At 62.3% G+C, this 12,613-nt stretch carries 9 protein-coding genes; 3 read left to right on the forward strand and 6 right to left on the reverse strand.

What is annotated here, in order from left to right:
• Positions 1–94: 94 nt before the first annotated feature.
• The 4 genes from RMO57_RS20250 to RMO57_RS20265 all read right to left on the reverse strand — a co-directional run bounded on the left by RMO57_RS20250 (position 95) and on the right by RMO57_RS20265 (position 7,473).
• Positions 95–853, reverse strand: coding sequence for a class II glutamine amidotransferase (locus RMO57_RS20250; RefSeq protein WP_310389741.1), 759 nt, complete (start codon positions 851–853; stop codon positions 95–97).
• Positions 854–856: 3 nt separating this feature from the next.
• Positions 857–2,086, reverse strand: a complete 1,230-nt coding sequence (locus RMO57_RS20255) for a geranylgeranyl reductase family protein (RefSeq protein WP_310389742.1) — start codon at positions 2,084–2,086, stop codon at positions 857–859.
• A 173-nt stretch (positions 2,087–2,259) separates the two neighbouring features.
• Positions 2,260–5,052: a TonB-dependent receptor plug domain-containing protein gene (locus tag RMO57_RS20260; RefSeq protein ID WP_310389744.1), complete on the reverse strand. Its 2,793-nt coding sequence runs from the start codon at positions 5,050–5,052 to the stop codon at positions 2,260–2,262.
• A gap of 234 nt (positions 5,053–5,286) precedes the next feature.
• Positions 5,287–7,473, reverse strand: a complete 2,187-nt coding sequence (locus tag RMO57_RS20265; protein WP_310389746.1) for a malate synthase G — start codon at positions 7,471–7,473, stop codon at positions 5,287–5,289.
• A 151-nt stretch (positions 7,474–7,624) separates the two neighbouring features.
• Here RMO57_RS20265 and RMO57_RS20270 point away from each other — a divergent pair, with 151 nt between their 5' ends.
• Entirely contained in the window at positions 7,625–8,533 is a 909-nt protein-coding gene (locus RMO57_RS20270) for a LysR family transcriptional regulator (protein WP_310389748.1), read from the forward strand.
• Between the two features lie 11 nt (positions 8,534–8,544).
• Entirely contained in the window at positions 8,545–9,000 is a 456-nt protein-coding gene (locus RMO57_RS20275; protein ID WP_310389751.1) for a DUF2214 family protein, read from the forward strand.
• An 8-nt stretch (positions 9,001–9,008) separates the two neighbouring features.
• Here RMO57_RS20275 and RMO57_RS20280 read toward each other — a convergent pair whose 3' ends face one another.
• Together RMO57_RS20280 and RMO57_RS20285 are read right to left on the reverse strand one after the other, a co-directional pair.
• Positions 9,009–9,398 (reverse strand): hypothetical protein, encoded by a 390-nt coding sequence (locus RMO57_RS20280; protein WP_310389753.1) that lies wholly within the window; start codon positions 9,396–9,398, stop codon positions 9,009–9,011.
• Between the two features lie 82 nt (positions 9,399–9,480).
• Entirely contained in the window at positions 9,481–10,842 is a 1,362-nt protein-coding gene (locus RMO57_RS20285) for a serine/threonine-protein kinase (RefSeq protein ID WP_310389755.1), read from the reverse strand.
• A 40-nt stretch (positions 10,843–10,882) separates the two neighbouring features.
• Here RMO57_RS20285 and argS point away from each other — a divergent pair, with 40 nt between their 5' ends.
• Positions 10,883–12,592 (forward strand): arginine--tRNA ligase, encoded by a 1,710-nt coding sequence (gene argS / locus RMO57_RS20290; protein WP_310389757.1) that lies wholly within the window; start codon positions 10,883–10,885, stop codon positions 12,590–12,592.
• Positions 12,593–12,613: the final 21 nt, after the last annotated feature.

Genomic DNA, 12,613 nt, shown 5'->3' on the forward strand with positions numbered 1-12,613 from the left:
ATCCCCTTCATCCCCTTCATCCTGGCTAAATCTTTTTCGGGAGGTCGTCCAAAGAATCTCAGCCTGGATGGAGGGGATGAAGGGGATAAGACAGTCACTCAGGCATCAACTCACCGCCGACAAAGACCTTCAGCTCGCCCGGCTGAAAAGCCACCCAAGGCTCGTCGCGCGTCAGCGGCTCGGTGGCGACGATGGCAACCCGGTCGTTTTGCGTCGTCAAGGCGGCAAAGTCGACGCTGAGGTCCTCGTCCTGCAAATTGACCTGCCCGAACGGGTGACGGCGCTGCAAATAGTGCAGATGGGTCGAACCATGTGCCCATAGCGCCTGGCCGTTAGACAAGAGCATATTGAACGTGCCAAAAGCATTCAGCTGCGGCATCAGCTCGGCCAGCGTGTGCGTCAACTCCTCGACCGAAGGCACATCACAATGCGCCTTGGCAAGTTCCTGCATCAGCCAGCAAAAAGCGCGCTCGCTGTCGGTCTGGCCGACCGGCTTGAAGGCCGCATGCAGGCGCGGCTCAAAGCCCGTCAAGTTACCGTTGTGCGCGAAGACCCAGTAGCGCCCCCACAACTCACGCTGAAACGGGTGGGTGTTTTCCAGCGCGACCACGCCCTGCGTGGCCTTGCGGATATGGGCGATCACGTTGTCACTCTTGATCGGATAGCGCTGCACCAACTCCGCCAAGGGCGAGACGCGCGCGCTGTGGTGGTCAACAAAATGGCGCAGGCCGCGGCCCTCGAAGAAGGCGATGCCGAAGCCGTCCTTGTGCTCGTCGGCGCGGCTGGCCAGCCCGGTGAAGCTGAACATCACGTCGGTGGGCGTGTTGGCGTTCATGCCGAGCAGTTGGCACATGGTTCATCCCTCGAAGAACAGGCGCTTGAAGCCCTTCAGGCTGAGCAGATTGCCGGGGTTGCTGGTTTCGTTCAAGACCCCGCTCATCCGTTTGACCAGGCGCTCGCTCTTGTTGGCGCGCCAGATCAAGAGGTCGATCAACCAAGGGTGAGCGTTGACTTGATTGGCGCGCTCGTACAGATCGAACTTAGGTCTGAGCGCCGCCAACTTTTGCTCGTAGCTGCTGCGAATCTGCTCGTCACTGCTGCCCTTGGCGCGGCCGGCCAGCACCGCTTCGGCCGCCAGCATGCCGGTTTCCATCGCCTTGCCAATGCCTTCGCCGGTGAAGGAATAGGTGCTGCCGGCTGCCTCGCCGGTGACCAAGAGGCCGGGCCGGCTCCACTTCGCGCCGGTCAAGGTGCAGCGCAGCGGCGCGCCCTTCAGCTCGCCGACCATGACGCCCTCGCGCATCAACTCGGCGGCGGGCGGATAGCTGGCCACGAAGGCATCAAAAATTCCCCGCAGATTCAACTCTTTCTTGGACCCCTTGCCGCCAACGGATCTATGGCTGTCGGTCACCCCGACGCCGATATTGAAGCAGCCATCCGGTGCCGGGAAGATCCAGCCATAGCCGGGCCGCACCGCGCGGCTCCACACCACATCCATCGCCTTGATGCGCCCGACCATGCTGGGTGCATGCACATAACCCCTTAGCGCCACGCCACTGGGCGTGTGGCGCTCGCACAGGCCGGCAGCGGTCAAGGCCTTGGGGACAGCGCCGGTGGCCAGAATCACCCAGTCGGCGCGGACCTCCCTCAATTCATCGCCGAGCTTCAGCGTCGCGCCGACGACGCGCTGCTCGGCATCCAAGAGCGGTGCCTCGAAGCGGGCCGGTGCCAAAAACTTGGCGCCGGCGTCTTGTGCGCCTTGGCACAAGATGTCGTCCAAGATTCTGCGCGGCAGCACAGCCAGATGGCCGGGCACGTCGATGCGGCCGCCGCGTGGGCCGATGCAGCCGACATGTTTGACTGGCTGCGCGCGCGCCATCACCTTGTCAAATAGCCCCAAACGAGCCAGGGCGGCATGCGCATCCGGGATCAGCCCATCGCCGCAAATCTTGTCGCGGCCTTGGGGCTGCTGGTCGATCAGCAAAACGTCCAGGCCGGCTTGTGCCAACACCCTGGCTGCTGCGCTACCGGCCGGGCCAGCGCCGATGATCAAGACTTCGCAGCGCAGTGGCAGGGAACTCGGCATTGCGGGCGCATTGTTTGTGTCTGACTGGGGCATGAGCATATTTATTCTGGACAGCTGCACATTTTAGGTGGCGTACGAATGCCTTCCCGCTGCCGCTGCGCTCAGATCGGCAAAATATCGAGACGCAAAAAAGGGGCCTAAGCCCCTTTTCAAACCTGCTTGAAAACGACTTTTTAGAAGTCGTAGCCGCCGGTCACGTAAACGCGACGCTGCAGCGTGTCGCCATAACGTGGGTCATAGCCAACCTGGTGACCGGAAGAGTCACGCAACGTGAACTCAGGCTCACGGTTGAACAAGTTCTTCACGCCAACGGTCAGCGTAGCGGCCTTGTTGTGGCGATAGATACCTTGCCAATCCAGCGTCGACGAACGCGGCACATCGACAGCGACCTTGGTCAGCTTATTGGTCGCCACGTCACGCACATCGGCCAATTTGTCCTTGTAGCCCGACTTCCAGTTCAGCGTGAACGAGTTGGTGAACTTGCCGGTGTCCAGCGTGGCGGTTGCCAACACCTTGTTGCGGAAGGTCACCGAAGCGCTGACGTCGTTGTACTGGCTCAGACTGGTCGTGTACTGGTCACTGGTGCCCGGCAATGTATACGAGGACTCGATCACATAGGTACCGGCCAAGCCCAGGGTCAGGCGACCAATGTTCTCAAGGTTGGTACGACCGACCATGTCCCAGTCAATGCCGCTGTTCTTCGAGCGACCGATATTGGTCGAAACGCTCTTGAACGCGTAGTAGGGCTTGTCTTCGGCCGGCTGCTGGTAGGTGGTGAACAAGCTGGCAAACTTGGCAGGATCGGCAAAGGCCTGCGCAGCCGACACACCGCTGATCGCGTCGGTGATGTAGACGTTGTAGTAGTCGGCGCCGATGCCGAATGAAGCATTGGGCTCGAAGCGGATACCGAAAGCCATTTGCTCCGACTTCTCAGGTTTGACCAACTCATTGCCACCGAGCAACTGGGTGTACTGACGCTTGGTGGGCTGGCAAGCCGATGTACCTGGGAACGGGCAGTCGAAGCTGGCCGCTGTCACCCCGTTGGGCACCAAGGGCGCCGCCAGGGTCAACATATCGGGGGCCTTGAAGCCGGTGCCGTAGGAGCCGCGCATCAAGACTTGTGGGATGACTTGGTAGCGGCCCGAGATCTTGTAGGTCGTGGCGCTCAGGTCTTCACCGACCGATTTGCCGGTCACGGCGTTGTCGGTCTTCTTGATGGAGTCGTAACGCAGGGCAGCGGTCAGCTCCAGGTTCTTGATCACGGGGATCAGCAGTTCGCCGAACACACCACCCGACTTGCGCTTGACGTCGAACTTGTTGGGCGCAGCAAAGTTGTAGATCACACCATTGACGGCATCGGCTGTTGGCGTATTCGTGTACTGCTGTTCGCGAACGTCCACACCCAGACCCAGGCTCAAGTCACCGGCCGGCAGCTTGTACAACTCGCGTGAGGCGCGGAAGTCAGCGCCGGTCAGTGTGGTCTCACCATTGCGCACGGTGCCGTGGTAGATCGAGTCGGCCATCAGCTGCAGCGTCGCTGGCGTCTGTTTGCCGGCTTCAGCAAATGGGTCGAACTTGTTGTTCTGCACCATGCTGATGAATTCAGCCTTCTTGAAATAGCCACCGACATATTTCTCGTCGATGGAATTCTGCGACCAGGTCAAACCGCCATTCATGATCCAGCCTGCCAATTCGGCTTCCGCGCCGATGACGAAGTGCTTGGAGTCGGTGATGGTTTGCGAGTCACGCGTGCCGAAATCTTGCGCGCGGTAGCCGGCGGTCACTCGTGGTTTGCCGAAGTTCGGGCTGGTCTTGTCGGTTTCGAGCGACAAGTTGGCGATCTGGTTCGCCGTCAAGTACGGTGCAACATACTTGGCAAACAGGTCGGTCGAGGTCGGGATTGCCACCGGCACCGGGTTGGCCGCGATACGTGCGGTCAGATCAAAACGGCTCAGCGCCACGTCCGAATAGAAGGACAGCTTGTCATTGACCTTGAACTGGCCCGACACGAACAGCGAGTCACGCTTGCTCTCGGGGTAGATTTCGATCGTGTTGGCATAGTCGAAACCGCAGGTTTCTTGCACGCCGACCACATTGGTCAGGTTGGAGAAGTTGCGGTCCGCGCACTTGCCGCCATTGGCCTTGGCATAGGGATTGAAGGCGTAGGCCGGGAACAAGGGCTTGCCATCGGCGCCATTGCGGGCCGTGACCGTCACGTTGGCCGGCACAGCCGAGGGGCTGGTGCGGTCATAGATGTACTGCTTGCCGTTGAACGAGAACGGGATATAGGCGGTGCTGCCGAAATCACGGTCGGTCGCCTTGAGTTGCTGTTGCTGGTCGTGGCGATAGGACATCAGGACGTTGAAACGGTCCTTGTCGATGTCACCGATGCCATAGGTCAGGCTGGCATAGGCCGACTTGCCGCCGCCTTCCAGGGGCACCATGCCGCTGGCGACAGCGTTGCCGCCTTGGTAGTTCTTCTTCAACACGAAGTTCACCACGCCGGCAATCGCGTCCGAGCCGTACAGGGCGGAAGCGCCGTCGGTCAGCACTTCGATGCGGTCGATCGCGCTCATCGGGATCGAGTTCAGGTTGACCGTGCTGCCGTCGCCGGTAGGCGCAATGCGGCGGCCGTTCAACAGCACCAGGGTGTACTGGGAGCCGATGTCGTGGATATTGGCGGTGCTGATACCGCCGGAGTTGGAACCGACCGCGGTGTCAGCGATCTGGAAACCTTGCATGGCCGGCAAATTGCGGAGCACGTCGGAGACCGAGGTGGCACCCGAGCGGGCGATGTCCTTGGCGGAGATGACTTGCACCGGCAATGCGCCTTCGCTGGAGATGCGCTTGATGCTGGAGCCGGTCACTTCAATACGCTCAAGTTGAGCCGTCTGAGCCTGCGCTGAAATCGTCATCGCGCCCATCGCGGCGACCACGGCAATGCGGATGGCACTGACTTTATGCATCTTCAAAATCATTATCTAACCTTGGGGTAGTGGTTTGTTGTCACCATCGCTGCCGCCGAAGACTCTCCTTTTTCGGGCGAGCTCGGCTGATTCAACCGCTTTTGGTCACAAAACTTTAACGTAGCAAAGTGCCCAAACCCATGCCTGCATGTCCCCGTGACGGGGATGCAACAAGGCCTCAAGATCGGTGTTTTTTGCTGTAGGAAAATTTCCTACCAGCCAAATTACGAAAGATCAATCCCTAACTGCCTTCACTTTTAGCCGCCAGGCGTGCAGCAGCGGCTCGGTATAGCCGCTGGGCTGCTCCAGACCCTTGAAGACCAGGTCCAGCGCCGCTTGGTAGGCCGCCGAGGTCTCAAAATGCCCGGCCATCGGCTGGTACAGCGCGTCGCCGGCGTTTTGCCCGTCCACCACCGCCGCCATGCGCTCGAAGGTCTCGGTCACCTGTGCGGCGGTTGTCACGCCATGCAAGAGCCAGTTAGCGATGTGTTGGCTGGAAATCCGCAAGGTTGCTCGGTCCTCCATCAGGCCGATGTTGTGAATGTCCGGCACCTTGGAGCAGCCCACGCCTTGGTCCACCCAGCGCACCACATAACCCAAAATGCCTTGCGCGTTGTTGTCCAACTCTTGCTGAATCTCGGCCGCGGACCAACTCGCTTGTGCGACCACCGGAATTTGCAGTAATTTGTCGAGGATTGAATTGCGCTCGGCGTCGGCGTCGATTTGCTCCAGTTCCTTTTGCACCTCCGCCACATTGACCTGGTGATAGTGCAGCGCGTGCAAGGTCGCAGCGGTCGGCGACGGCACCCAGGCGGTGTTGGCACCGGCCTTGGGATGAGCGATCTTTTGCTCCAGCATCGCCGCCATCAGGTCAGGCATCGCCCACATGCCCTTGCCAATTTGAGCGCGGCCGCGCAAGCCGCAGCTGAGGCCCGTCAGCACATTGCTGCGCTCATAGGCGGCGATCCAGGCGCTGGTTTTCATATCGCCTTTGCGGAACATCGCACCGGCCTGCATGGCGGTGTGCATCTCGTCGCCGGTGCGGTCAAGGAAGCCGGTGTTGATGAAGGCGACACGGCCGGACGCCGCGGCGATACAGGCCTTCAAATTGACGCTGGTGCGGCGCTCTTCGTCCATGATGCCGAGCTTGACGGTGTTCTCGGGCAGGCCCAGCATCGCCTCGACACGGCCGAAGATCTCGGATGCGAAGGCGACCTCGTCCGGGCCGTGCATCTTGGGCTTCACGATGTAAACCGAGCCAGTGCGCGAATTCCCCTTGCGCTGCAGGTCGTGGATCGCAATCGTGGTCGTGATGACGGCGTCCAAGATGCCTTCGGGAATCTCCAGGTCGTCGCCATAAAGAATCGCCGGGTTGGTCATCAGGTGGCCGACATTGCGGACAAACATCAGCGAGCGGCCATGCAGCTTGACCTCGCCGCCGTTTTGACCATTAACGCCGGTGTAGACCCGGTCCGGGTTGAGCCGGCGTGAAATTGTCTTGCCGCCCTTGCTAACTTCCTCGGTCAGCGTGCCCTTCAAAATGCCCAGCCAATTGCCATAGGCCAAGACCTTGTCCTCGGCGTCGACGACCGCGACCGAGTCTTCCAGGTCAAGAATGGTCGACAGCGCCGCCTCCAGCACCAGGTCACTGACGCCGGCGGCGTCGCTTTGGCCAATCGCGGTTGAACGGTCAATCTGAATGTCCAGGTGCAGACCGTTGTGGCGCAAGAGCACCGAAGTCGGTGCCGCTGCCGCGCCTTGGTAGCCAATGAACTGAGCCGGGTCCGCCAGGCCGGTGACACCCGCGCCCATGGCCACGACCAAACGACCCGACTCGACACGGTAGCCGGTGGCGTCCTTGTGTGATCCGTTCGACAACGGCGCCGCTTGATCCAAGACCTGGCGGGCAAAAGCAATCACCTTGGCGCCGCGCAGCGGGTTGTAGCGGCCGGCCTTTTCAGCGCCGTCGGTCTCGGCAATCACATCGGTGCCGTAGAGCGCGTCATACAGCGAGCCCCAGCGCGCGTTGGCGGCATTCAAGGCATAGCGGGCATTCAGGATCGGCACGACCAATTGCGGGCCGGCCTGCGTAGCCAGCTCGGCGTCGACATTGGCGGTGCTGATCTGCACCGCGCCGGGCGCCGGCACCAAGTAGCCAATCTGCTCCAGATGCGCGCGGTAGGCGGGCATATCGGTAATCGGGCCGGGGTGAGCGCGGTGCCAGGCGTCCATCGCGGTCTGTAGGCGGTCACGCTCGGCCAACAGAGCGATGTTCTTGGGCGCCTGATCGCTGACGATGGCGTCGAAGCCGGCCCAGAAGGCGGCGCTGCCCACACCGGTGCCGGGCAGCACCTGCTGCTCGATGAAGTCAAACAGCTCGGTGGCAACTTGCAAACCGTGGATGGAGGTGCGTACTGTCATGGTGTTGGGCCTACAGATAAAGGAATACCCTGAATTTATGCGAAAACACGCCCGTGATTCATCGTCTTGGGCGCATGGAATACCTGATGAATTTGCATGAATCAGACGAAACTCGGGTTTTTTAACTCGGTGCGGCAGCACAATCGCCCCCATGGACCGCCTCAAGCAGATTGAATCCTTTGTCTCGGTCGCCACCCGTGGCAGCCTGACCGCCGCCGCGCAAGTCGAGGGTGTGGCGCCGGCGGTGATGGGCCGGCGCATCGACGCGCTGGAGTCGCGTCTGGGCGTCAAGCTCTTGCTGCGCACCACCCGGCGCATCAGCCTGACGCATGAGGGCGTGGCGTTTCTGGAGGACTGCCAGCGCCTGCTGGTGGACTTCAACAACGCGGAGGCCAGCGTCAGCGCCGGCGGCGTCAAGGCCAGCGGTCATCTGCGCATCACCGCCCCGGCCGGCTTCGGCCGCCGCCATGTGGCGCCGTTGGTGCCGGAGTTCCTGGCCCAGCACCCGGACGTCAGCATTTCACTGAACTTGAGCGACCGCGTGGTCGACATCAGCGGCGAGGGCTTTGACTGCGCGGTGCGCGTCGGCGACCTGCCGGATTCCAGCCTGGTCAGTGTGCGGCTGGCCGACAACCGCCGTTTGTGCGTGGCCACACCGGCCTATCTGAAACGCGCCGGCACGCCGCAGCACCCCAGCGAGCTGAGCCGCCACAGCTGCCTGACGCTCAGCTCCGACGCCAGCCAAACGCGCGGCTGGGCCTTTCTGATCAACGGCGAGCTGAGCTTCGCCCGGCCCAGCGGCCGGCTCGATTGCAGCGACGGCCAGGTCTTGCACGACTGGTGCGTGGCCGGGCTGGGCCTGGCTTGGCGCAGCACCTGGGAGGTTGAGGCCGACATCCAGGCCGGCCGCTTGACCACCGTGCTGGACGCCTTCGCCGCGCCGCCTAACGGTATCTTCGTGCTGATCCCGCAGCGCAAGCATCTGCCGCTGCGCGTGCGGCTGTGGATGGATTTTCTGAAACTGAATTACGGCAACGACAGCTATTGGCTGAACAAATGATGATGACGGTGATGAATCTGGAAGCGCTGCTGGCTTATTTGCATATCGCCGCCATCCTGAGCCTGGTGGTCTTCATCAGCAGCCAAGCGGCGCTGTGCCGGGTCGAGTGGCTGAATGCGGCCGTGGTGAGGCGTTTGGTCGTTTTGGACAAGATCTATCTGAGCGCCGCCGCGCTGATCCTGGCCAGCGGCCTGGCGCGCAGCATCTGGGGCATCAAAAGCGCGGCCTGGTACGTCGGTCAACCGCTGTGGTGGGCCAAGCTGGGGCTGCTGCTGCTGCTCCTGCTGCTGTCCATCAAGCCCAGCATGGCGTTCCGGCGCTGGCTATTGCAGCTTGAAGCCCAGGGCCGCTTGCCGCTTGAGCAAGAAATCAAGGCGGTGCGGGCACAGATCATGCGCACTGCCCACCTGCTCTTGCTGATCCCCGCGGCCGGCGTGCTGCTGGCGCGCGGCCTCGGGGTCTACTAAGTCAGGCTTTACTTGGCGGCGGCGTCGGCGACGCATTTCTTCTCGAAGGCGGTCTTGGCGGCGCCGGCCAGCTTCTTCTCGGCCGACATGGCCGCACAAGTGCTCGCGGCATCTGCTGTGGCGGCGGCCACCTCGGGTCCACCATCGGCCGCGCACTTCTTCATGAAACTGGTCTTGGCCGCGCCGGCCAGCTTCTTCTCGGCCGCCTTGGCGTCGCAAGCCGGGTTGCCGGCCATGGCTGCGGCGGCCGGATGATCGGCATTGCATTTCTTCAAAAAGCTGGTCTTGGCGGCGCCGGCCAGCTTCTTCTCGACGGCCTGCGCGTCGCAAGTGGCGTCGGCCGCTGCGGCGCCGAAAGCAAACATGGCCAAAGCCGCAAAGCTAATCAGTTTCTTCATCTGAGTTCTTTCTGAGTGGGGTGGATTGAAAACGGCCTTCTGAGCAATTCAAGCACGCTAACGCGACAGACTCAAGACGGGTTTACATGATGCGTCGTGGATGCGCCATCGACTCATGCGCCGCATGCAAGCGCCGCACCAGCACCTGGATGAAGCCACGGTCAAACCGGTGCTGGCATTCCGGGCTGAGCATGCCGATGGACTCGGGCGTGAACGAAATCGTGGTGCAGATCTCGCTGACGATCACATCGGTGCTGTGCCGGCGCAGATCGGGGTTAGGCGCCAGATAGGCCATCTCGCCGACCGAGGTGCCCTGGCCCAGCGTGGCGACTGATGTGCCATCGCGGAACACCTCGACGGCGCCCTGCGCAATGATGTGAAAGGTATTGCCCTCCTGGCCGCGCCTGTACAGCGCATGCTCGGGCGGAAAACGCTGCCAGCGGCCGCGGTGCACCACCTCCCAGAGCTCCACATCGCCAAAATCGGCAAAAAACTCCAGCTCGCGCAGCATATTGAAACGCTCGGAGTCCTTCACCTCGTACAGCCTGGCCAGCGGCACCAACTGCTTGGACACCAACTCCGACAGCGCGCGCCCAAACGCCTCCCAGTCGGCGTAGCGTTCGGCCGGGTGCTTGGCCAGCGCCTTCAGAATCACCGCGTCCAGCTCGGCCGTGACGCCGCCGCGCAGGCCCACCAGCGAGGGCGGCGCCTGGTGATAGATCTGGTGCATCAAGGCCATCTGGCTGGGCGCGTCAAACGGCGGGCGGCCGGCCACCAGGTGGTAAAGCACTGCGCCGAGCGCGTAGATATCGGCCCGGCAGTCAACGTCGCCGCCCTCGATCTGCTCGGGCGGCATATAGGCCAGCGAGCCGACCCGGTGCACCTGGGTGGAATCGGAATGCAGGTTCAGCGCGCTGCCGAAATCACTGACCTTGACGTCGGTGACCTGGCCCTGCGCGTCCAGCACCGCCAGCAGATTGGCCGGCTTGACGTCGCGGTGGATCAGACCCTGGCGGAACACATAGCTCAAGGCCATCGCGCACTTAAAACCCAGCTCGACGATCTGGTCCAGCGGCAGCAGGCGGTCGCTGCGGCAGAAATGCTTGAGCGTCACGCCGGGCACAAACTCCATCACCAGATAGGGCGCGTCTTGATCGGGCACCGCGTCGAGGATATGCACGACATTCGGATGTTGCAGCCGCCCGGCCAGCGCGGCCTCGGCGGCATAGAAGTGAAAGCTGTAGTCGCCCTGCTGGCCGGCCCGGCTTTGGGTGGCCCAGGCCCGCATGCGCTTGATCGCCACCTCGGCCTTGCGGAACTCGTCAAAGGCCAGAAACACATCGCTGGTGGCGCCCTCGCCGAGGCGGCGCAGAACCTTGTACTTGCCGATGTAGACCGGCAAGTCGACGTTGGCCTCTATGGGGAGATCGGGATCCGTGGGCATGCGAGGCATCATACGCAAGCGCCACCCGTAGAATTGCCGAATGATCCAAGCCAAGCAAGAACTGCTCGCCGCCCTAGGCGATGCCATCCAGGAACTCAGCCCCGGCTCCGCGCTGCCGGCTGCCTTTGAATCACCGAAGCAGGCTGGCCATGGCGACTTCGCCTGCACGGCCGCCATGCAACTGGCCAAGCCGCTGAAGAAAAACCCGCGCGAGCTGGCGCAGGCCATGATCACCGCGCTTGCTGCCAAGCCGGCGTTTCAAAAATGGGTCACGGCGCTGGAAATCGCCGGCCCCGGCTTCATCAATATCCGCTTGACTGACGCCGCCAAGCAGGCCGTCGTCGCCGAGGTCTTGAGCGCGGGCGAAGCCTTTGGCCAGCAGCCGGCCAACGAGCGCCATGTGATGGTCGAGTTCGTGTCGGCCAACCCGACCGGGCCGCTGCATGTGGGCCATGCTCGCCAAGCGGCCTTGGGCGACGCGCTGTGCAGCCTGTTCAAAACCCAAGGCTCGCAAGTCACCCGCGAGTTCTATTACAACGACGCCGGCGTGCAGATCGCCACGCTGGCCAATTCCACCCAGTGCCGCTTGAAAGGCATCAAGCCCGGCGACGCGGCTTGGCCGGAGAGCGCCTACAACGGCGACTACATCCAGGACATCGCCAACGCCTTCATGGCCAAGCAGACCGTGGTGGCCGACGACCGCTCTTTTTCAGCCTCGGGCGATATTGAGGACCTGGACAGCATCCGCCAGTTCGCCGTCGCCTATCTGCGCCACGAGCAGGATCTGGACCTGCAGGCCTTTGGTCTCAAGTTCGACAGCTACTTCCTGGAGTCCAGCCTCTACAGCAGCGGCCGGGTTGACGACACCATCGCCCGCCTGAACGCCAGCGGCAAGACTTTTGAAGAAGGCGGCGCGCTGTGGTTGCGCACCACCGACTACGGCGACGACAAAGACCGCGTGATGCGCAAGAGCGAGGGTGGCTATACCTACTTCGTGCCCGACGTCGCTTATCACATCGACAAGTTCCAGCGCGGCTACACCAAGTGCATCAATATCCAGGGCACCGACCACCACGGCACGATTGCCCGCGTGCGCGGCGGCCTGCAGGCGGCCAATGTGGGCATCCCGCTGGGCTTCCCCGACTACATCTTGCACAAGATGGTGACGGTGATGAAGGGCGGCGAAGAGGTCAAGATCTCCAAGCGCGCCGGCAGTTATGTCACCTTGCGCGATCTGGTCGACTGGACCAGCCGCGACGCGGTGCGTTTCTTCCTGATCGGCCGCAAGGCGGACACCGAGTTCACCTTCGATGTTGACTTGGCGTTGAAGCAGAACGATGAAAACCCGGTCTTCTATGTGCAGTACGCGCATGCGCGGATCTGCTCGGTGCTGCGCAACTGGGTCGCACGCGGCGGTGACGAGTCCACATTGGCCGATGCGGACCTGAGCCTGCTGAGCGCACCGACCGAAGCTGCCCTGATGCTCAAGCTGGCCGATTACCCGCGCATGCTGAGCAGCGCGGCCGAATCGCTGGCGCCGCATGATGTGGCGTTCTACCTGCGCGACCTGGCCGCCAGCTATCACAGCTACTATGCCGCCGAGCGGGTGCTTGACCAGACACCGGCCTTGAGCCAAGCACGGGCCGCGCTGCTGACCGCCACCCGTCAGGTGCTTGCCAACGCATTGGCCGTGTTAGGCGTTACAGCACCCACCATCATGAATCGTGAAGCGATCGAGGAAAGCGCATGAGCCAACGCAGCAGCAGCAGCA

The sequence above is a fragment of the Roseateles sp. genome, assembly GCF_031397715.1.
GTDB lineage: Bacteria > Pseudomonadota > Gammaproteobacteria > Burkholderiales > Burkholderiaceae_C > Paucibacter_A.

Coding starts and splice junctions, on each gene's coding strand:
- RMO57_RS20255 (WP_310389742.1), bottom strand. CDS start 2,086: ATGCCGAGTTCCCTGCCACTGCGCTGCGAAGTCTTGATCATCGGCGCT.
- RMO57_RS20275 (WP_310389751.1), top strand. CDS start 8,545: ATGAATCTGGAAGCGCTGCTGGCTTATTTGCATATCGCCGCCATCCTG.
- RMO57_RS20265 (WP_310389746.1), bottom strand. CDS start 7,473: ATGACAGTACGCACCTCCATCCACGGTTTGCAAGTTGCCACCGAGCTG.
- RMO57_RS20250 (WP_310389741.1), bottom strand. CDS start 853: ATGTGCCAACTGCTCGGCATGAACGCCAACACGCCCACCGACGTGATG.
- RMO57_RS20280 (WP_310389753.1), bottom strand. CDS start 9,398: ATGAAGAAACTGATTAGCTTTGCGGCTTTGGCCATGTTTGCTTTCGGC.
- RMO57_RS20270 (WP_310389748.1), top strand. CDS start 7,625: ATGGACCGCCTCAAGCAGATTGAATCCTTTGTCTCGGTCGCCACCCGT.
- RMO57_RS20260 (WP_310389744.1), bottom strand. CDS start 5,052: ATGCATAAAGTCAGTGCCATCCGCATTGCCGTGGTCGCCGCGATGGGC.
- argS (WP_310389757.1), top strand. CDS start 10,883: ATGATCCAAGCCAAGCAAGAACTGCTCGCCGCCCTAGGCGATGCCATC.
- RMO57_RS20285 (WP_310389755.1), bottom strand. CDS start 10,842: ATGCCCACGGATCCCGATCTCCCCATAGAGGCCAACGTCGACTTGCCG.